We start from the raw sequence: 19,313 nt of genomic DNA, 5'->3' as shown, positions 1-19,313 counted from the left end.
CTCAAACACGCTCTGAGGTCGGCGGGGCCTGACGTGGCGCTAGCTGAGGTGGCGACTCGATTTGTAACTGGTTGAGTGGATTTAGTCCTATGACAGGCCGACACGCACCCGGAAAAGCAATCCGTAAGAAGACGTGTCTTGGAGGTTCGATGTCAAGCTGTACGCATAATGGAGGCTCAAGAGCATCTGGAGCATGTTGTGGGGAACGCGTTCGGTTATGTGCAGCTGCATACGCCCGATATGCAAGGGGCGCAGAGGTTTTACGGTGAGCTGTTCGATTGGGAACTGGAACCGACCGGCCCTGCTGATAAGCCTTACGTGGAAATACGTGTGGGTGACGGAGTCGCGGGCGGGATGATGCCGGTGACGGAGCAGGATCCCGTTCCCCGATGGGTTCCATATGTGCAAGTCCATGATGTGGCCGATATGTCCATGCGCGCGGCAGCGCTCGGAGCGACTGTCGTCGTTCCCCCCACCGCCCTGCCCGATGGCAGCTTCTACAGCCTGCTCTTCGATCCGGAAGGTGCACCCTTCGCCTTGCATGGGCCGTCCTCGGGCTGATTCTCGCCGCTCTTCTGGAAGGTGGAGGCACGGTGCACGTATCGAATGGCGCCCGGTTGCCGGTAGCCGCCGGGATCGTTTCAGCGGTTGTCGGACTGTCCATGGTGGCGTGTTCGGAAAGAACATCCGACAATGGCGCCAACGAGACGTACGTTCCGACGTCCGAGAACAACGGGCACAGCCCGGCTGCGAACATGATGGTCAATCGCGGCCGCTATCTTGCCACGATCGGCGCATGCGAAGCCTGCCACACGCCACCTGAAGTGCCGCAGGACCCACCTGGCCCTGCAGACGAGAAGCAGATAGCTCGTGAGAGAAATTTCCGCACCGATCCCGACTGGGTGAAGTACCTCGACCATGACCGGCCCAATGCGGGCGGTGTTCCCTTCGTCATCCGATTGACGAAAGATTCGGATGCCGTGGTTTACAGCCGGAACATCACTCCGGACGTCGAGACCGGGATCGGCAGCTGGAGTGAGGCTGACATCGTTAAGGCATTGCGAACGGGAGTGACGAAAGACGGGCGCGTGCTGTTCTTGTTCCCGCCCCACTCGTTCTATCCGAATCTTGCCGATGATGACGCATATGCACTCGCCCGCTATTTGAAGAGTTTGAAACCGGTGCGGCACGAGATCCCTGATCGCGTGTTGCCGTTCGACCCGCAACCAGCGAAAAGCGACCCGCCCGAGAAAGCTCCAGGCAGCCGAGACCCCAAACGGGCGGACTACCTTCTCTCAGCCTTGGTCGGATGCACGGAGTGTCACTCTCATCATGAGGGTGGGACTCTGAAGAAATTCGTCGGAGGCGACCCGAAGGACGCGACCACCGGGGTCTTCCGATTTGGACCTGACCTTCCGTTGCGAGTGCACGAAAAGGGGCTGGCCACGTTTCCGTACCCAGGATATGCGGTCTTCTATGCCGGCAACCTCACGAAGTTCGGTGTCGGCGGGCCGCAGAGCAATACTTCTGTCGAGAAGATCACGCGCGCCTTCCGTGGAGGTGTATCACCCGAACCTGACGAGTACGGTCGGCCGCGCCCTCTCAACCACATCATGCTCTGGCAATTCTATTCGCGAATGAGTGATGATGATTCGTATGCCATTGCGCGCCTGATCAAGAAGCTGCGGTATGAACCTCACGAGGTTCCGCGCAGCCCGATTTATTTCGGTGAAGACTGGCGCGCTGCATTCGAGCAGGTATTCGGAGAGCCGCCGTCCAGTAACGACGCAAGAATATTCGGCAAAAGCCCATGAAAGGAAATGAACGATGACCACGGGCGACGAATCCGCGAAACTCGCGCAACTCAACGAAGACTACGACGAACTCCTTGCGCAGATGGGAGACCAGATCGGGCCGTATCCTGATGCGGGCATCGACGGCTTTCTCAGCCACTTCATCATCTCACTGGAGATCCTGCAAGGGCCGGCGGCCGGGCAGTCGGTGATGTTCACGATGCCCCCTGCGGTTCAGACGGTCTCGAGGTCAGCTCCGTTTCGCTACCGAAGTGGTGGCGACCATTCAGTACAGATTCCACTCCCTGCGAGTTGTACCCTGCCCAGCACGATTCGTGAGAGCGACTTCATCAACAGGCCGGAGGGTTTCTTTCAAGAAGGTCGGGAAACGGTCTGGATGCAGATCCTGAACCTCGACGCGCGTGCAGAAGTCGATGCCCTGGGCCCAGTGCGGATCATACTCGGCGAAACTCTTAAACGGGAGTATCCTGACGTATTCCAGCCGTCGCTGGGCGTCGCGCAGTCTCTAGGCCCCCGGCGCGGCGGGTTTCCGGCGAAGCTGTTCTTCAATCCTTACGCTCTGATCGAGACGCCCGCCGGCGCGTTTCGCGCCATCCACGGCACGCTCGCCTATGGTCGTATCACCAGCTTCCCGCCCATTGGCACTCCGGTGAGCATCTGCGACTGCATCCCCCTCGAAAGCGTCGAGGAAGTGCGCAGAACGGGTTCGCTGCGTTCTGTGGACGAATCCATCGAACCTTTTGCTCGACTGGTTGCACTCTCCCATCCGATCGACGTAGCCATGCAGATTTCCGGAGAAGAAGCATTTCTTCACGTTGAGCGGCGGATCGAGCTGGCGGGTTCGTCCCCACGGCAAGGGTGATGAATGCAAACGGGCCGGCCATTGAGTTGTTCCAGCTCACCCGGATGTATGGCAAGGTCCCTGCACTGATCCGCGCCTCTGTGCGAATCGAACGGGGCGAAGCTGTTGTGGTGAGTGGACCCAACGGGGCGGGCAAGAGCACTTTGCTCAATGTCATCACGACGCTGGCCTCGCCTACCTTCGGCTCAGGACAGGTGGTCGGTTTCGATCTTGTGCGCGATCGGATGGCGGTTCGTGAGCGGGTAGAGCTGCTCGGCCACCAGACCCGTCTGTACGACGATCTGAGCGCGCTGGAGAACCTTCAATTCGTCTGCCGGCTTCATGGCGTAGAGCCCGCGCGTGCGATGTGGGCTGTTGAGCAGGTCGGCCTGGTGGACGTGGCCACTGAACCGGTGCGCGCATTCTCAAGGGGAATGCGGCAACGTGTCGCGCTCGCCCGTGCGCTGATGAGGGAGCCGGAGGTGCTGTTGCTCGACGAGCCTTACGTCGGTCTGGACGAGGATGCGAAGGGCTTGGTCGACGCGATGGTCCGCACCACGTTGCATGCGGGCCGCACGGTTGTGGCGGCCACGCACGACGACGGCCGCTGCGGGTGGACCAGCCGGACGGTGCACATGGAGAGAGGACGCATCGCAGCCGGGCCTGTCAGCGGCCGGGCCGACGAGGTGAAGCATGACGGCGTATCTGCGTAACGTGGCGGCGTTGGCCGCCAAGGACCTACGAACGGATCTGCGGGCCCGCCACACGATGGCGATCGTCATGCCGTTCGCCGTCATGCTGGTTGTGACATCCGGCCTCGTATTCGGGCCAGGGCGAACGATGCTCATTCAGGTTCTGCCTGGGATCATCTGGCTCGGCGCGCTGTTCGCAGCTGTGCTCGCATCCGAGCGGTCCTTTGAGAATGAGTGCGCTGACGGTGCGCTGCTGGGCTTGATACTCGCTCCGGTACCGAGGGGGGCAGTTTTCACCGGTAAGGCGATCGCTCTCACGGCACAGCTCATCGTGCTCGAGGCAGGGATGATGCTGCTCGGGGTGATCCTATTTGATCTTCCGGCGATGGCTCGCCCACTGGAATTGACTGTTGTCATGTTCACGGGTGCGGCTGGACTCGGTGCACTAGGCGTGTTGTTCGGCGCTTTCGCAAGCGCGACGCAGACTCGTTCGGGTGTTTTCCCGCTGCTGGCACTTGTGCTGGCCGCCCCCATGCTGCTCGGTGCGACACGAGGAACCGCCGCAGCCCTCGGTGGCGAGGACCCTGGCGACTGGTTGAGCCTCCTGGCCGCCTTCGACCTCATCGCCTGGTCTCTTGGAGCACTGCTCTTCGAGTCTGTTCTGGAGGACTGAGGAGTGCGGATCCTGTGGCAAACGGCGATCTGGATGTCGGGTGCGGCGGGGCGTCGCGTACTCGCCGTCGTCGCGAATACCGGTGTGATCGCCGCCATGCTGGTCGCATTGTTCCTTGTGCCCGCGGACGGGGAGCAGGGCATGGTGCAGCGACTCATGTATCTGCACGTACCCACGGCGTGGGCCGGCTACATGAACTTCACTGTGGTGTTCGTAGCCAGCATCGCCTATCTGCGGACGCAGCGGGTTCATTGGGATCGACTCGCCGCTGCCGCGGCGGAGGCAGGCGTGGTGTTCACCGGTCTCACGATCACGCTCGGGGCGCTCTGGGGACGGCCGGTGTGGGGCACTTGGTGGAGTTGGGACCCGAGGCTTACGACGACTCTGATTCTCTTCCTCGTATATTCGGCCTATTTGACAGTCAGGCGACTTCCGGATAATCCTGTTCGCTCCTACAGGTGGGCAGCCGTGGTGGGGATCGTAGGGTTTGCCGATGTTCCCATGGTGCATCTGTCCGTCCTGTGGTGGCGCTCCCTGCACCAGGAACCGTCGCTACTACGCCCCGAAGCGCCGGCATTGGCGCCTTCGATGTTGGCAACCCTGGTAGCCGCCACCATGGCCTTCACCGTGATGTCAGTGTGGCTGATCATCATGCGCCTGCGTCTTCGCAGAATGGAAGACCGCATTTTCACCGATACTCCTGGGCGACTCATCGAGCGGGTCAGGCCGGTGGTCATCCCCGCCTTGCCAGAACGGAAGAACTGATGGGCTACCTCGTGACGGGTTATCTCATAACCGCGGGCGTGATAACGACATATGCGCTCTCGATTATTCGTCGAACATCTGACCGCTCCCGCGAGACCAGAGCCAGGCGGCGATGAAAGTTCGTCTGGTGCTGCCGCTGCTGCTCACCGCTGGCGCGTTGGGCTGGATACTGATTCGCGGCCTGGGGGGCAGCCTCACGTATTACCTGACTCCTGGCCAGATATCCGGCCGCACGGAGGTAGGCACCCAAATACGGATCGGCGGGCAGGTTCAGCCAGGTTCCGTGCGGCATCGGGACGAGCAGTTGCTGTTCGTACTGCAGGACGATAGCGGCACGGTTCCTGTGATCTTCAAAGGCAGCGTGCCAGCGATCTTCCGTTCGGGCCAGGGAGCGATCGTTGAGGGGGTCTATGGCCGCGACCATGTGATGCATGCCGACACCCTTGTCGTACGGCACGGCAACCGCTATGCCCCCGACGGCAGGGGGTGAGGTTGTGAGCACGGCACTTTTTGGGAAGATGGCGCTGACCCTAGCTCTTGTTGCGGCGTGCTGGGTCGTAGCTGCAGCAGTTGCCGGTGCACGCGGCCGGGGCGCCATGCTCGACAGCGCGAGGAGTGCCACGTACGGGGTTTTCATCGCCGTCGTCGTGACTGTTGCAACCATGGTGGCAGCCCTGCTCACCAACGAGTTCCGCATTCACTATGTCGCGGAGAATTCGAGTTCCGGCACGAGCGTCTTCTACCGCGTGATTGCTCTGTGGGCGGGCGACGCCGGCTCGCTGCTGCTATGGAATTTGTGCCTGGCAGGCTATCTGGCGCTCTTCGCGCGTCGCCATCGGCTGCACCAAGAGATCGCGCACGCCTGGGCGTTGGCGGTGATCGGAGTGGTGCAGGTGTTCTATCTGACGCTGACACTCGTCATTGATCCGTTCGCGACCGCGGAATCGATGACCGACGGCCGTGGCCCTCAGCCTCTGCTCGAGAGCAGTTTCCTCATGGCGTACCACCCTCCACTGCTCTATTTGGGCTTCGTAGGATTCACTGTTCCATTTGCCCTGGCGATGGGAGCCTTGATAGCGCGCGACCACAACCTTCTGGTTCGCTGGACCCCTATGTTGAGACGTTGGACGCTCATCGCTTGGTGTTTTCTCACCATCGGCCTGGTGCTGGGGGCATTGTGGGCCTATGAGGTACTGGGCTGGGGCGGGTATTGGGCCTGGGATCCAGTGGAGAACGCGGCGTTCATGCCATGGCTCACTGCCACAGCCTATCTTCACAGCACGAGGCTACGAGAACGTGGTGGTCCGATCGGCAGGTGGAATCTTTATCTCTTGGTCGTCACCTTGTCCTTGATCACCTTGGGTACGTTTCTGACCCGAGGCAGCCTCCTGACGTCGGTGCACGCCTTTGCGGAGTCACCCGTGAGCGGGATGTATCTGGCATTTTTGCTGGTAATTCTGGGAGGTGGCACCTGGCTCGTCCGGACTCGTGCTGGAATGGTTGTCAACAAGTTCCATATGCGGTCGGTGCTGTGTCGAGAAACCGCCATCATGGCAAACAACTTGGTATTGATCGTCTTGTGTGTCACTGTGCTCAGCGGAACGCTGTATCCCTTGGTAGTCGAGGCGCTGTCCGGGCCGCGAGTGAGCGTCGGCAGGGCCTACTACGAGGAAATGGCGGGCCCATTGCTGATCCTGCTCGTAATGCTAGCGGGAGCCGGGCAGTTGCTCGCCTGGCAGGTATGGTCAGCACGGAGGGTCGCGGCTCGGGCTGTTCCTGCTGGGCTTGGCTCCGCCGGCGTCGCGGCAGCCGTCATGGCCGCAGGCGTCCGGTCCGGAGTCGTTGTCGCGGTGCTTGCGATAGCCACGTTCACGCTTCTGGTCAACGCGATCGAGGCCTGGTCGATGTGGCGGGCGGGCGGCAAGCGCTATAGCGTCTGCGGAGCATTTTTCGGTCACGCCGGATTGGCGATAGCAGCGGCCGGAATCGCCACTTCGATGGGTTTGGCAGGACAAGCAGAGATCACCTTGTCGCCGGGAGAACAGTCGGCTTTTGAGGGCGAGATCGTCCATTACCAAGGCATACAGACTCAGACACGGCCGGAACGTACGGATTTGATTGCCAAGCTCACCGTAGGAAAGGTTGATCTGTCGCCGTCCCTCCGGCTGGTCCAGCAGTCAGCCGATCCGGTGGGCATGCCGGCCATCAGGCATGATCTCACTGGCGATCTATACGTCTCTGTGCTCGCTATTGAACAACCAGGCGGACGCGCCAACTTTCACTTCTACAGCAATCCCGGGATCGGTCTGCTGTGGGTGGGTGGAGCATGCGCCGCTGCAGGTGGGCTGGTGAGCGTTTGCCGCCGACGCCGGGTAATGGGCAAGCATGTCGCAGAAGCCGACGGCCTTTCTGCAGCACCACGATGAAACGGGAACCGATATGAATGTTTCGTCACGTCTCCTGAACCGACTAACAGCAGCGGCGGTGGTCACTGCGCTGACATCTCTCGCGGGCGTACTGATCAGTGTGCTGGTGTGGGATCCAGCGGAGGAGCATGCACCGCTCATCGGACGTCAAGCTCCAGGCTTCAGTCTCGACCGAATCGGGGGGCCTGGGAACGTCACTACGGCTCGTTTCGCCGGTCACCCAATGATTATCAACTTCTGGGCTTCGTGGTGCGATGTGTGCCGCTCGGAGTTCGTTCTGCTGGACGGCGCGCTTGAGCGACATCGTGAGAAAGGACTCGTCGTGCTGGGTGTGCTCGCCCATGACGTAAAGGAAAGGGGATACGACTTCCTGCGCCAAACCGGTGTGGACTGGCTGAATGGAGTGGATGTCGACGCGAAGACGACTATGGCATATGGGGTACGAGGGCTTCCTCAGACGGTTTTCGTGGCACCGGATGGTCACGTCAGCGCTGTTCATTTCGGTGAGCTGGATGATACGGCGCTTGAGAGGTACATCGAGGAGATGGCAGGAACGGGTGAATGAGACGGAGGCTGATCCTTGTGGTTGTCGCCGTCGCACTCGTGCTCTTTGTCGCCCACCAGCTCAGCGGGCCTCCTTCGCGCGAGGAGCAGGCATATCGACTGGAGAAGCGACTACGCTGCCCAACGTGTCAGGGCATCTCGGTCGCGGACTCTCCTTCGCCGATCGCCCGCACCATCCGGAGGATGATCGACTCGGAGTTGAATGCGGGACGCGATCCGCAGGCCATCGAGGCTGACCTCGTCGCTACGTATGGAGATTGGATCCTGCTGGAGCCCCCGAACCGTGGGCTGGGGCTGATCGTCTGGTGGCTCCCCCCGCTAGCGATGCTGATCGGACTCGTGCTGGTCGGACGTCGGGTCTGGTGCTGGGCCGACGATGGTCAGCAGGAGGAAGCTTGAACGAGTGGCTAATGCCGGTGGGGGTGGCCGCCCTGACATGGGTGGTGCTCGTTGTGGGACTCTGGCCGCTCATGAGGCTGCCTCGGGTCGAGTATGGGATCGGTTCACGTGCTCATCAGCGATGCTTCAGGTGGATGCTGAGCGGTGCTCTTGTGATCGGGATGGCCACGCTGCTCACAGGATCGGTCCCGCTTCGTACGTCGATGACGACCATGAACGCCGCACTCGAACGCTCGACTCCTGCCCAATCCAGAAATGGTGAACCGCAGTCGATCGAGGAACTGCTGGCCCGGGCACGCCAGTACATGAGCCAGGGAGCGGTCAGAGAAGCGATCGTGCAGTACATCAAAGTTTTGAGTATCGACCATCGTAACTCTGAAGCCTATACATATCTAGGATATATGCAGTATATGGCGGGGCATCTGAAGGATGCGCGCTGGGCCGTAGGGCAGGCATTGATTTTTGATCCGAGAAATATGCAAGCACGATACCTGCGCGGCAGGATAGCATTTGGTGGGGGGCGGACCAAAAAGGCTGCGGAGGATTTCTGTGAATATCTGAGGCAGGCGCCTCTTGGGGCTTATCGAGCCGATGTGAAGCGTTTGCTAGGGGCTGTCGGCGAAAGATGTCGAAGGTGAGCGATCAGAAGTTTGTTCAGGTGAAATCCCCTCCTGTGCGAGAAGGGGAAACGCCGTCAAAAGTGGCGGATCAGTCAACTGTCGCTTGCGTAGCTGGATGTAGACGACTTCCGAAGAGGAGATGTGGTCGCCGAGTGTCATATCACTTCCTCTTCCCACATACATGGATGCTTCGGATGTTTCCATAAGAACTTGTTCGACTGTCGCCTCCGCGGCCATACTGATCGCCAATACGACGACTTTTGCTGAAGATCTCGAAACCGGTACCAGGATCGGGCCAGGAGAAGTGGTGACCGTGCACGAGATGGGTCGAGTCTGGGCGATGTGCGAAGGGAACAATCCAATCACGGTGAGGCCAGGAGCACGGTCGGGGCGCTCGCGAACCCAGCATTCAAGATGAAGTGGGGAACTGTCAGGCTGTGGTGCACGGTTGACATTCATCAGTTCGATGACTGGTACGTCTGCCACCTTGCGTGCCTGAGATCGGAATCGCCCTGGAGATAGCCCCACGAGCCTAGTGAATTGTGACGTGAAGGTGCCCAAGCTGGAGTAGCCGACGGAGATGCTGATATCCAAGATACTCGTGGATGTCCGTACGAGCATTTGCTTGGCCTCGGCGATTCTTAGTGCGGTGAGGAATCGGCCGGGGGTGGTTGTGGTGATTGTATGGAAGGTTCGATGAAAGTGAAACAAGCTCATATGTGCGGTCTGTGCGTGGTCGCGTAGTTCTAGCGGCTCGGCCAGCCTTTCGTTCATGTTGGCGATGGCCAACATGATGGACCTGACGTGGTCTTCATGGTGGCATGTGTTGTTTCCTGGCCGCATGGCTTGAAGCCGGTCCATAGTGCTGCTCCGTCAAGTCACCGGCCATTTGTGTGCCGATAAGCCTCTACACCATAATCGTATTGGCTCGGCTCGGTGGCGAAGCGAGCTGCCTAGGTCGTTGGGGATGCGAATCAAAATCCACGGTGAAATATTAAGCTCATCTGATATTTCACCAAGGTACTTGACCTCTGATAGGGCAAGTCGTTTCGGTGTTGAGCTTTCTTGATGTGCTCGTGTCGCTTTCGTGCATACGATCCAAGCCGCTCAATAGGCCACAAGAAATGCCTGCAGTGTACGACGGCGGTGATGATGGGAGTGGCTCGCTTCCGAGGCGGACCTGTGGAACGCCCAATGGCAGGAGACGGTAGGAGCGGACGACGGCGTGGGAGCGGAACGAGCCGTTGTTCTGCGTGATCGCGCAGGCGGGTGGTCACCCGGTGACAAGCGATTCGGGGAAGACGCTCACCAGAGACGGCGCCCTGCCGGCCTTTCGTCCTCTGGGCGATGACCGACTCGATCGGCCGGGCATGGGCCGCGATCGTGGAGTCCCTGTGTGCCGCGCGGGCATCGGGCCGTCTCTCGTCCATCTAGTCCGCGGCTGTGGACGGCGCCGGCGAATGTGTTCCAGTGCGCTTCGTGTAAGGGCCGAGCGCCGCGATGAGTTGCGCGGGCAGCGGAGCCGGCTCCAGGCCGGTGGATCGGCGCCGCATGAAGGCGACGGTCTGCCGGCCGCGCGCGGCGAGTTCCGGGCCTGCGTCCGCGACGCGCTGGTAGTCGAAGATCATCGTTATCCGGTTCGTGGTGGTGTCGCACAGTGACATGTGCATCTCGATGAGGTCCAGGGGCCAGCATTCGCGCAGGTAGTCGACACCGCAAGAGACGGTGACGAGGGCGTGCCCGTCGTGCAGCATGTCCAGGACGCGGGGGCAGTGTTCGGAGAGGAAGGCTTCGCGGCAGTGTCCCTGCCAGCGCACGTAGTGGGCGAAGTAGGCGTTGCCGGTGAAGTTCGTCTCCTCGAAGGTGACACGGTGGCGGTGGACGTAGGTGCGTGTCATGAGGCGCCGTCCCGGGTGAGGGGGGTGCTCCCTTGCCGGTCCCCCTGGAGACAGACGGCGATCGCGACGGGGCTGGGTAGCTCGCGGACCGCGGTGACCATACCGGCGATCCGCCGTTGTCCCGAATGCATGATCAGCCAGCCGTCGTCCCGGGTCTCGGGGACGAGGATGAGGGGATCGGAGGGACCGGCACCGAGCTTGGCCAGGGCTTCCCTGGCGGTCCAGATCCGAGCGGCCGCCCAGGTTTTCGGCTCTCCCGCCGTGCCGGTGATCTGCCGAGCGACCTGTGCGTCTGATGTACTCAGGAGCGAGTCCCAGCGTTGCGCGGGCGCGCCGTCGACCGCTTCCCAATCGACCGCGATGGGCCGCGTCCCGGTGGCCACCATCAGGTACCCGGCGTGATGGCTCGCGGAGGCGTACGCGCCAGAGACGATCAGCCGACCCTCCGGACTGTGGCTCACGGCGTGTTTCCCGTCCAGGAGCGTCCGCACCATGCGTTCCGTGGTCGCGGGGGACGAGCGTGTACCGCTCGCGACGCAGACCAGATCGGTCGTGATCGAGGGGAAGAGCCGGTCGAGGGCGCGGGCCAGGTGCGGGCCGAGCATCTCCAAGGTCAGCGCTTGGGTGTCTGGCATTGGTCCCGTATCGGTGAGCCGCAGTCCACGCCAGGTCTCGATCATGGTGCCGTTCGCGTCGGCGACGTCAAGGTCGTAGACGAATGTGGCGCCGTCGTGGCTGCGTTCCCGGGCACGTACCTGCACAGTTCCTGTGGGAAATGCGATGCTTTGCACTGATTCCACCGCGACGGGCAGCACCCGATGTCCCGGTACGCAGCCCTGAAGCACGTGGATGTAGGCGTCGCGGGCACCGGGATCGCCCAGGAGCAGGTACGGATCGTGGAATCCGGCGAACCAGGTCGCGGTGAGGTCGGCGTTGACGAGCGCCTCGCATCGGCGTGCGGTGAGCAGCTCGTAGCGCCGGAGTCGGTGGAAGCGGGGGCCGTGGAAGAACAGGGTGCCGTAGTAATCATGGACGGCGGCGCCTGGACCCTTGCCGGTGACGAGGGTGCGGAGGGGTGCCCGGTCGGCGAACCGGCACACTGCGGAAAAGTGATCCACCGCGTAGCCGGTCTCCGCGGCGCGCAGGACGACCTCGATCTGGCCGTCGTCGTGGCTGAGCGCCGCGAGCCGAACGGTGCAAACGCCGTTCGTCGGCACCGCCACCGGCCGGCTGAATCTGATGTGCTCGAAGGCAGGCGCGTCCGTGCGGCCGGCCACTGCCGCGGCGGCCTGAGCCATCGCCTCCATTCCCACAACTGCGGGCAGCAGCGCCTCACCGTCCAGCACGTGGTCTTCCAGATAGAGGTCCTCGGGCATGGACAGGTCGGCTTCAGTGACCAGTTCGACGCCCGGATGATGTATCAGGGGGCGTTGCAGGAACCGCCAGGTCGGCACCGCTTCCCGTTCGTACACCAGCGTCTGCCCCCGCGGATGCCGTCCGCAGACCATGACGTCGAACGGCAGGTCGTTCTCGGCGAGGAGGTCCATGAAGGCCGCGACGCCCTCGGGCACCGGGATGGGTGCGACACCCTGGCGCGTCAGCGTGTCGATGGCGCCCAGGCGTGCCCCCATGCCGGTGCCGGACCAGACCGACCATTCGATGTTCAGGCACCGGCATCGGGGCAGCCGCGCGGCCGCCTTCTCGACGCGGAGCCGCAGCCGCTCGTTCGCCAGTGCGTAATCGCTCTCACCCGGCAGGCCGATCCGGGCGATGACCGACCCGAAGGTGATCAGCACGCGCAGGTCCGTCTCGTCGAGCTCGGCCAGAAGGAGGTCCAGGCCGCCGACCTTCGCGGCGAACGTCGCGCGCATGCGTTCCGGGCTCAGGTCCTCGATGCGTCCGGGCTGGTTGTGCCCGGCGGAGTGCACGAGGCCGCGGACCGGTCCCAGCCTGGAAGCCTGCCGTACCGCGTGGCGTACCGCCGCGGGGTCGGTGATATCAGTGGGCAGGTAGACGGCCTTCGCCCCGGTGGCGGCGAAACGCTCCAGATTCGCGGCGACCTCCGGATCGTCGATTTCGCTGCGGCCCAGCAGGACGATACGGGCGCGGGTGGCCCGGGCGAGTGCGAGAGCACACTCTGCACCGATTCCCTTGGCTCCGCCGGTGACGACGCACACATCTTCGGGTCCGAGCGGGAGGGGCCGCTCCGGGTCGCCGCGGCGACGCAGCCGTCGATGGCGAGTCACCGGCGTGGTCCGCCCGCCTCGGCCGTCGACCGTGATCTCGGTGTACCCGTGGAAGACCCGCGATGCCTCCTCTGCGGCCTGCTCCAGCCCTGCCTTGGTCGCAGGTGCGTCGATCACCAGGCAGTCGATGTCGGGACGTTCGGCTACGATGCTCCGGCCGAGCGCGGCGCCTAGGCCCTGGTGGTGCAGGACGACAATCGGCACGTTCTCGGCCGCGGCCTCCTGGAGCGCGGCGGTGAGGATGTCGGCGGCGTCCTCGTCACCGGGCGGTAGTGCGACGAGTCGGCTCGGCGCGCCTTCTCCAGGCGGAAAGCAGGCGGAAAGCTCGGCGGCGAGAGGATTGTGTGTGGCCGACATCTTCCAGTCCCGGGCGACGACGCGGCCGGGAGGCGGGGCCGGTACCCATCGTTGCTCGAACGCTCGTACCCAAGGGGCGACCCCGGCGATGAGGGAGTCGAGCTCCTGCCCGGCCTCGGGCAGCTCGTCCACGTAGGCGGCCAGGTCGGCGACCGTGGCGCCGGCCAGTGCGGGAGGCGCCACGGGCGCGGCCCTGCCCAGGCGGGCGGCGGCTTCGGCCTCGAGCCGGCCGACCTTCAGCGAGTTGAGGTGCAGATCGGTGAGGAGCCGGTCCTGCGGCCGTACCGCGGGCAGTTCCAGTTCGGTGACGAGCAGCTCCTCGACCACGGCCCGCGCGTCGCAAGCCGCCTCGGGCGGCACTCCACGCGCGGGCGTCCCGGTCTTGGCTGGTTCGCCCGCTCCTTCGTGCTCAGGCGAGGCGGGAAAGGTGGTTTCGCACGGGCTGGTCAGCAACCGCCTCGGCTGCGAGGCGTCGATATGCCGTGCTCCTCTGCCGTGGACGAAGGCACCGGCGTTGGCGCCGCAGGCGGCGAACAGGGCCGCCGTCACCTCCGCAGCGGGGCGCGCCGAGGGGTTGCCGCTGTCGAGAGCGAGTACCGGCACGCCCGCTTGCTCCGCGATACCGGTGAGCATCGTGCCCGGCCCGGCTTCGATGAGCAGATCGGCGTGGGCGAGCAGGCCCTCCAGGGCGTCGGCGAATTGCACCGGCGCGGTGAGCTGCTCGCTCAGCAGGGCGGCCAGGTCGACGTCGGCTGTGATCAGCTTTCCGGTGACCGAGGAGTACACGTCGTGCCGCGGTGGACGGAGCCGGGCCGCCTTGAAGTGCGGCTCCAGTTCCTCGGCCGCCGGAGCCATGACGGACGTGTGGAAGGGGTGGGACACGCGCAGACGCGTCGCCTGTACCCCATGCTCAAGCACCCGAGCCAGAACCGTCTCCAGGTCGTGCGCGGGACCGGCGACGGTCACCGACGCGGGACCGTTGCAGGCGGCGATGACGGCCGCGGTGCCCTCGATGAGACGTCGGGCCGGCTCGGGACCGGTGGCAAGACTGATCATGCCCCCTTCTCTGGGCATCTGGCCCATCGCCTCACCCCGCGTGCGGGCGAGCCGCAACGCTTCCTGCTCGCTCAGCGCGTCGGCCCAGGACAATGCGGTGAGCTCGCCCAGGCTGTGTCCCACTGCGCCGACGGCTGCCACGTCCAGCGCGGCCACGTAACGTAGTCCGGCGAGCGAGGAACGCACGATGGCGTGCTGTGCCACGGTGGTGTTGGCCGTGCCCGCCTCTACCGGGCCGTCGGCGAACAGGTCGCCGGTGTCGACCAGCCGCCCCGTCCAGCCCGCGTCGGGATACACCGGCGCGGCCTGACCGGGCAGCAGCAGCCCGAGCTGCGCCGGTCGGCGTCCCCACACGAACGTTCCGTCACGCACGCCGACATGCGCGTCCTCCCCGGCCATGACGAGCCCGAGCGCGCCCTGCAGCCGATCTGCGAGCATGGACGGGCCGTCCGCGACGACGGCCGCCCGCCAGGGCCGGTCGCGCGAGGCCCGCCGTGTGAGCGTCACCGCCAGGTCGGTGAATTCGGCGTCGGACAGTGCGGCGGCGTGCCCGGCCAGCATCCGCAGCTCGCGCGCGAGTCCCTCGCGGGCGGCCGCGCCGAGCGCGACCACCTCCCAGCCGGGAGGCCGCATGCTCAATCGCCGCTCTCTCGCAGTCAGAGTCGTCCGCCGGCCGGGTCGTGCCTCGGACACGACGACGTGGATGTTGATACCGCCGAACCCGGCGGAGGTGACGCCGGCCAGGCGGTGCGGGCCGCACCATGGTTCGGCGTCCTGCGCCGTACGGAGCACCGGCGCGCCGCCGGTCAGCTCGAGACGCGGCGACCGGCAGCCGGTGGTCGGCGGCAGCAACTCGTGGTGGACGGCGAGCACGGCCTTGAGCAGGCCGGCGATGCCGGCGGCCGCCTTGGTGTGGCCGATGTTGGCCTTGATGCTCCCCAGCGCGGCCGGGGCGCCCTCGCGGCCGGCCCGTCTCAGCGTGGCAGTGAGCGCGTCCAGTTCGACGGCGTCGCCGACCTGAGTACCCGTGCCGTGTCCTTCGATGAGATCCACCGTCGCGGGTGAGAAGCCGGCCATGCGGTAGGCGCGGTCCAGCGCGAGTGCCTGACCACGCTGCTCCGGCCGGGTCAGGCCGCCCGCGCCGTCGGACGACACGCCCCAACCGCGGATGAGGGCATAGACTCGCATGCCGCGCTCGTGGGCGCGGGACAGGCCGGTGAGCGCCACCATCCCGCAGCCTTCTCCGGGAAGGAAGCCGGTCGGATCACGATCGTAGATACGCATCTCGTCCTCGGCCAGCGCGCCGAGGCGGGCGAATCCAACCAGCTCGAACGGATCCAGGCTCAGGTCCACCCCGCCCGCCAGGGCGAGGTCCAGTTCACCCCGCTGCAGCGCGGCACACGCGTTGATCACGGCGAGCAGTGACGACGCGCAGGCGCCGTCGACGGTGTAGCCGAAGCCGTGGAAGTCGTAGTGGTTGCAGATCCGCCCGGCGATCGTGTTGGCCAGCGCGCCGGCCAGCGACTCATCCCCGGGTACGGGGAACGGCCGCTTGAAGTCCTCCTCCAAGCGGGCGAGCATCCGGTCGCGCTGCTTAGGCGTCAGGCCCTCGGCTGACAGCGCGGCGGCGACGGTACGGCGCACATACGGCCAGCGGGTGCGCAGTCCATGGGCCCGGGTGACGTCGCCGGTCAGGGAGTTGCCGATGACGACGCCGACCCTGTCACGGTCCAGCCCCTCGCCGCCGGGTGCTCCGGCGTCGCTCAGGGTGGCGTCGGCGACTTCGAGTGCGAGCCAGTGCGCCGGATCCACGGCGCGATACAGGGAGCCCGGCACGCGGAAGCGCTCGCGGTCGAACGTCCAGCCCTCCAGGAGCGCCGCGCGCTTGACGTAGGTGGTGTCGGCGGCCGACCGGTCGGAGGAGATGTAACCCCGAGGGTCGAGCCGCTGGGCAGGCAGCCGGCGGAACGCCCGCCGCCTCGCCAGCACGCTCTCCCACAGGCGGCTCGGGTCGTCCGCGTCGGGGAAGCGGCATCCGATTCCCACGACCGCGATGGGCTCGTCCATCAGGAGTTCCTCGATTCGGCCGCCACCTCGAGCGGGGTGGTGACAGGGGCGGGCCGCCGGTCGGGGGCCGTGCGCCGCCACAGGTTCAGCGCGGCCAGTCCCAGCCAGCGCGTCACGCAGACCGACGTCAAGGCGAAAAACAGCCCGAATGACACGCCGGCCGCCACCAGCACCCCGTAGCCGGCGGCGACGGCCAGCCCGAACGCGACCTGGCGGCGGGGGGCGACCGGGGTGCTGCCCGGGTCGGTGATCATGTAGTTGGTGTAGAGGATGAACGCCACGCCGCTCATCGGCAACAGCGCGCTCGGCAGCCAGACCTCCGTCAGCACCGCCCGCATCACGGCCTGCAGGACGAACCCGCCCAGCCATCCGAGGATCAGCGGCATCTTCCCGGTCAGCTTGGCGTTCAGCATGGTCCCGGCGGCAAGGATCACAAGCGGGATCACCCATCGCCACAGACCGGGGCTGTACTCGGTGAACTGGTACGGCGGCGCGATGCCGACCCACGGGAACAGCAGGAGGACGACGGTGATCCCGGTGTTGGACGGGTTCAGGACGTGCCTGAGCCGCCCGTGGACGCGTATCCGGACGACGTACTTGGTGGCGATGGCGACCGCGACCGCGAGCATGTACGGGGCCAGCCGGTCGCCGGCGAAGAGCAGCATCGCCGAGGCCAGCCCGGCGATGTGCGCCGGAAGCAGGAAGTCGGCGAATGTCGCCGCCGAGCCCAGAAACCGGGGCCGCCGTCGAGAGGCCAGTGCTTCGAGGCTCTCCAGGGTCAGTTCGACGGCGTAGGCGGTCAGCACCGTCACGATCGGCGTGAGGTATGCCTGCTCGAAGCCGAGCCACGCATGCCCCAGCACGGTGAGGACGGTGATGGACAACGCGAAGCGTCGTAGCGCCTTGATACGCCGTTGATCAGGCGACAGTTCAGCGGCCACGTCGGCCTCCGTTCGACGAGCCGTGCTCCAGGACCACGGTGTGCCATCCCGGCCGCAGGGTCCGGGTGATGCGATGCAGGCCCGACGCGTCCCGCCAGATGATCTCCGCGGCCACGTCCCGCAGCGGGCGGTCGCCCAGGCCGAAGAGCAGGTCGGGGCTGGACACGCCGGTGTGCCCGTTGGCCGGGTAGACCTGCTGGGTCTGCGAAGGCGAACCCGGTGCAGACACGGTGACCCGTGCGCCGATGGCCGGGGTGAGCGCGCCGTCACGACCCGCCGGTGCCGGCACCCGCAGCCGCAGGCCCACGTGGTCACCGGTCCGGCCGGCGTTGCGGTAGAACGTCGACCGGCCCCACTGGTTGGCCACCGCGAAATCCAGGCGGCCGTCGGCGTCGGTGTCGGCCAGGGCGAAGGACCGGCTGGGCGTCTCCTGTTCCAGATCCAGCATGGTGGACAGGTCTGTGTAGCGGCCCTGCGGCGTCCGGACGAAGAATCTGTTGTGCGCGGCCCCGGAAAGGTCGTCCCCTGGGCCGAAGTCCGGCCAGGCGGCGGGTTCCCGCAGCAAGGAGTCGTTGGTCATCGCCAGTTCTTGAAGCTGAGGCCAGCGGTTGGTCTCCCCCTTGATGAACCCGACGGCCTGCAGGATCTGCTGCTCGCCGCTGTTGGTGAAGTCTCCGGTCTTGATGTCCCAGGCCCAGCCGGACCGGGACAGGCCCAGTTCCTCGCTGCGGTCCTGGTACGGGGCAACGCCCTTGAGCAGGTCGTCGGCCGTCCCGGCGGGGGCGAACGCGAAGTTGCTCTCCTGGAGCGCGTAGGGAAGCGTGATGTTGCTGACCAGGATGTGTGGCAACGGATCGGGGCCCAGCTGGGCGAACGCGACGCCCATGCCTTTGAACGAGTCACGCCCGACGACCTTCGACTTCGGCGTGGAGAGCGTGCGGGTCCCGGCGGCGGTCGTGAAGCGGACGCGGCCGGGCGAGGAGCGGTTGACCAGCAGGTGGTCGCGTCCGAAGTCGTTGGCGAGGTACAGCTCCGGCAGCCCGTCGCCGGTGAGGTCCTGCGCGCCCGTGGCCAGCGTCCAGGAGGTACGAGCGTCCGGTGGCAGCGCCTGCGGTTCCTCCTGGAAGGAGGCGTCCGGAGCGGCCCCGCCCAGACCCGACTTCCACAGCAGGACGTGTGCGGTGCCGGCGCCCGCGGCGTTGGACATGCCGTCCTGCATCTTCATGAGCGGATCCGGCCCGGCCTCCGGATCCAGCACGCGAGCGCCGTCGGCGAAGTAGTTCCCGACGATGACGTCCGGACGGCCGTCGCCGTCGACGTCGGCGATGTTCACGGTTTCGGTGTTCCAGATCCGCGGGGGTGAGACCAGTTCACGTGACTGGAAGCCGTCCGCGGTAGGGGGCCGATCGAGCCCGTCACGCCGCAGGTACAGGACGGGTGACCGCCCCCAATAGGAGACCAGTAGGTCAGCGCGTCCGTCCTGGTTGAAGTCGCCCGGCACGCAGCCCATCGGCGCCATTGTCGCCGGATTCCACCACAATCCCCGGGGCGTCAGCCGGAACGGCGTGAAGCGATCACCCGTGCCCGGCGCCGGGCGTACGGTCACGGAGTCATCGCGCGGGTCCACCAGGCACACATCGCCGTCCCGGCCGCTGCCTGCGATGTCCGCGATGGCCACGGCCGCGCCGACCGCCGAGATCCACGCCGAGATCCGGGCGAGGCCGGGCGCCACCCGACGGACCGTCGCCGCGTGTGCGGGATCCCCGTGCAGATCCATCCGGACGAAGCGAAAGCGCTCGGCCAGCCGTGCCCGCTCGTCTTCCGCCATGGTCGGCTCCCGGCTCACGGTCACGAGCGCCCCCACGACCGCGAGTGCCACGGCGGGCACCAGCAGTCCGCGCCATATTCGTTGCAACACGATCCCCCCGAACACGTGCCGTGATTTCTCGCCGTA

Annotated in this window: 16 protein-coding genes; 11 read left to right on the top strand and 5 right to left on the bottom strand. The window is 65.2% G+C overall.

Annotated features, from left to right (window positions below; translation table 11 throughout):
* Positions 1 to 168: 168 nt before the first annotated feature.
* The 11 genes from DMB42_RS02565 to DMB42_RS02515 all read left to right on the top strand — a co-directional run bounded on the left by DMB42_RS02565 (position 169) and on the right by DMB42_RS02515 (position 8,812).
* Positions 169 to 561: a VOC family protein gene (locus tag DMB42_RS02565; RefSeq protein WP_125630146.1), complete on the top strand. Its 393-nt coding sequence runs from the start codon at positions 169 to 171 to the stop codon at positions 559 to 561.
* Between the two features lie 32 nt (positions 562 to 593).
* Entirely contained in the window at positions 594 to 1,814 is a 1,221-nt protein-coding gene (locus DMB42_RS02560) for a hypothetical protein (protein ID WP_125630144.1), read from the top strand.
* Between the two features lie 13 nt (positions 1,815 to 1,827).
* Positions 1,828 to 2,676 carry a hypothetical protein gene (locus DMB42_RS02555; RefSeq protein ID WP_125630142.1) on the top strand — a complete coding sequence of 283 codons (849 nt, stop codon included), beginning with the start codon at positions 1,828 to 1,830 and terminating at the stop codon, positions 2,674 to 2,676.
* A complete protein-coding gene (ccmA, locus tag DMB42_RS02550; RefSeq protein WP_125630140.1) occupies positions 2,676 to 3,368 on the top strand; it encodes a heme ABC exporter ATP-binding protein CcmA in 693 nt (230 codons plus the stop codon). Before DMB42_RS02555 ends, ccmA begins: the two co-directional genes overlap by 1 nt.
* Positions 3,349 to 4,020 carry a heme exporter protein CcmB gene (locus tag DMB42_RS02545; RefSeq protein ID WP_125630138.1) on the top strand — a complete coding sequence of 224 codons (672 nt, stop codon included), beginning with the start codon at positions 3,349 to 3,351 and terminating at the stop codon, positions 4,018 to 4,020. The genes ccmA and DMB42_RS02545 overlap by 20 nt, the downstream gene beginning before the upstream one ends.
* Positions 4,021 to 4,023: 3 nt before the next feature.
* Complete coding sequence (gene ccsA, locus DMB42_RS02540; RefSeq protein WP_125630136.1) at positions 4,024 to 4,785, top strand: cytochrome c biogenesis protein CcsA; 762 nt, start codon at positions 4,024 to 4,026, stop codon at positions 4,783 to 4,785.
* Between the two features lie 112 nt (positions 4,786 to 4,897).
* Positions 4,898 to 5,275, top strand: coding sequence for a cytochrome c maturation protein CcmE (locus DMB42_RS02535; protein WP_125630134.1), 378 nt, complete (start codon positions 4,898 to 4,900; stop codon positions 5,273 to 5,275).
* Positions 5,276 to 5,279: 4 nt separating this feature from the next.
* Positions 5,280 to 7,211: a heme lyase CcmF/NrfE family subunit gene (locus DMB42_RS02530; RefSeq protein ID WP_185844433.1), complete on the top strand. Its 1,932-nt coding sequence runs from the start codon at positions 5,280 to 5,282 to the stop codon at positions 7,209 to 7,211.
* Positions 7,171 to 7,776, top strand: coding sequence for a TlpA disulfide reductase family protein (locus DMB42_RS02525; protein ID WP_125630130.1), 606 nt, complete (start codon positions 7,171 to 7,173; stop codon positions 7,774 to 7,776). Before DMB42_RS02530 ends, DMB42_RS02525 begins: the two co-directional genes overlap by 41 nt.
* Complete coding sequence (locus tag DMB42_RS02520; protein ID WP_125630128.1) at positions 7,773 to 8,174, top strand: cytochrome c-type biogenesis protein CcmH; 402 nt, start codon at positions 7,773 to 7,775, stop codon at positions 8,172 to 8,174. Before DMB42_RS02525 ends, DMB42_RS02520 begins: the two co-directional genes overlap by 4 nt.
* Before the next feature lie 161 nt (positions 8,175 to 8,335).
* Entirely contained in the window at positions 8,336 to 8,812 is a 477-nt protein-coding gene (locus DMB42_RS02515) for a tetratricopeptide repeat protein (RefSeq protein ID WP_185844431.1), read from the top strand.
* Here the strand turns inward: DMB42_RS02515 and DMB42_RS02510 are convergent.
* The 5 genes from DMB42_RS02510 to DMB42_RS02490 all read right to left on the bottom strand — a co-directional run bounded on the left by DMB42_RS02510 (position 8,780) and on the right by DMB42_RS02490 (position 19,277).
* Positions 8,780 to 9,586: a helix-turn-helix transcriptional regulator gene (locus DMB42_RS02510; protein ID WP_185844430.1), complete on the bottom strand. Its 807-nt coding sequence runs from the start codon at positions 9,584 to 9,586 to the stop codon at positions 8,780 to 8,782. The two genes, DMB42_RS02515 and DMB42_RS02510, sit on opposite strands and share 33 nt — an antisense overlap.
* Positions 9,587 to 10,224: 638 nt before the next feature.
* Positions 10,225 to 10,692, bottom strand: coding sequence for a thioesterase family protein (locus DMB42_RS02505; RefSeq protein ID WP_125630122.1), 468 nt, complete (start codon positions 10,690 to 10,692; stop codon positions 10,225 to 10,227).
* On the bottom strand, positions 10,689 to 16,418 hold the full coding sequence (locus tag DMB42_RS02500; protein ID WP_125630120.1) for a type I polyketide synthase: 5,730 nt from the start codon (positions 16,416 to 16,418) through the stop codon (positions 10,689 to 10,691). Before DMB42_RS02500 ends, DMB42_RS02505 begins: the two co-directional genes overlap by 4 nt.
* Entirely contained in the window at positions 16,418 to 17,359 is a 942-nt protein-coding gene (locus DMB42_RS02495) for an enediyne biosynthesis protein UnbU (RefSeq protein ID WP_125630118.1), read from the bottom strand. The genes DMB42_RS02500 and DMB42_RS02495 overlap by 1 nt, the downstream gene beginning before the upstream one ends.
* Complete coding sequence (locus DMB42_RS02490; protein WP_221761986.1) at positions 17,349 to 19,277, bottom strand: CRTAC1 family protein; 1,929 nt, start codon at positions 19,275 to 19,277, stop codon at positions 17,349 to 17,351. The genes DMB42_RS02495 and DMB42_RS02490 overlap by 11 nt, the downstream gene beginning before the upstream one ends.
* Positions 19,278 to 19,313: the final 36 nt, after the last annotated feature.

This window comes from Nonomuraea sp. WAC 01424, from assembly GCF_003947315.1.
GTDB classification, from domain to species: Bacteria; Actinomycetota; Actinomycetes; order Streptosporangiales; family Streptosporangiaceae; genus Nonomuraea; species Nonomuraea spiralis.
Note: the sequence above shows the minus strand (reverse complement) of the source record. Positions and strands in the feature narration are given on the sequence as shown.

Coding starts and splice junctions, on each gene's coding strand:
- DMB42_RS02565 (WP_125630146.1), top strand. CDS start 169: ATGGAGGCTCAAGAGCATCTGGAGCATGTTGTGGGGAACGCGTTCGGT.
- DMB42_RS02555 (WP_125630142.1), top strand. CDS start 1,828: ATGACCACGGGCGACGAATCCGCGAAACTCGCGCAACTCAACGAAGAC.
- ccmA (WP_125630140.1), top strand. CDS start 2,676: ATGAATGCAAACGGGCCGGCCATTGAGTTGTTCCAGCTCACCCGGATG.
- DMB42_RS02545 (WP_125630138.1), top strand. CDS start 3,349: ATGACGGCGTATCTGCGTAACGTGGCGGCGTTGGCCGCCAAGGACCTA.
- DMB42_RS02535 (WP_125630134.1), top strand. CDS start 4,898: ATGAAAGTTCGTCTGGTGCTGCCGCTGCTGCTCACCGCTGGCGCGTTG.
- DMB42_RS02525 (WP_125630130.1), top strand. CDS start 7,171: ATGTCGCAGAAGCCGACGGCCTTTCTGCAGCACCACGATGAAACGGGA.
- DMB42_RS02520 (WP_125630128.1), top strand. CDS start 7,773: ATGAGACGGAGGCTGATCCTTGTGGTTGTCGCCGTCGCACTCGTGCTC.
- DMB42_RS02515 (WP_185844431.1), top strand. CDS start 8,336: ATGGCCACGCTGCTCACAGGATCGGTCCCGCTTCGTACGTCGATGACG.
- DMB42_RS02510 (WP_185844430.1), bottom strand. CDS start 9,586: ATGTTGGCCATCGCCAACATGAACGAAAGGCTGGCCGAGCCGCTAGAA.
- DMB42_RS02505 (WP_125630122.1), bottom strand. CDS start 10,692: ATGACACGCACCTACGTCCACCGCCACCGTGTCACCTTCGAGGAGACG.
- DMB42_RS02500 (WP_125630120.1), bottom strand. CDS start 16,418: ATGGACGAGCCCATCGCGGTCGTGGGAATCGGATGCCGCTTCCCCGAC.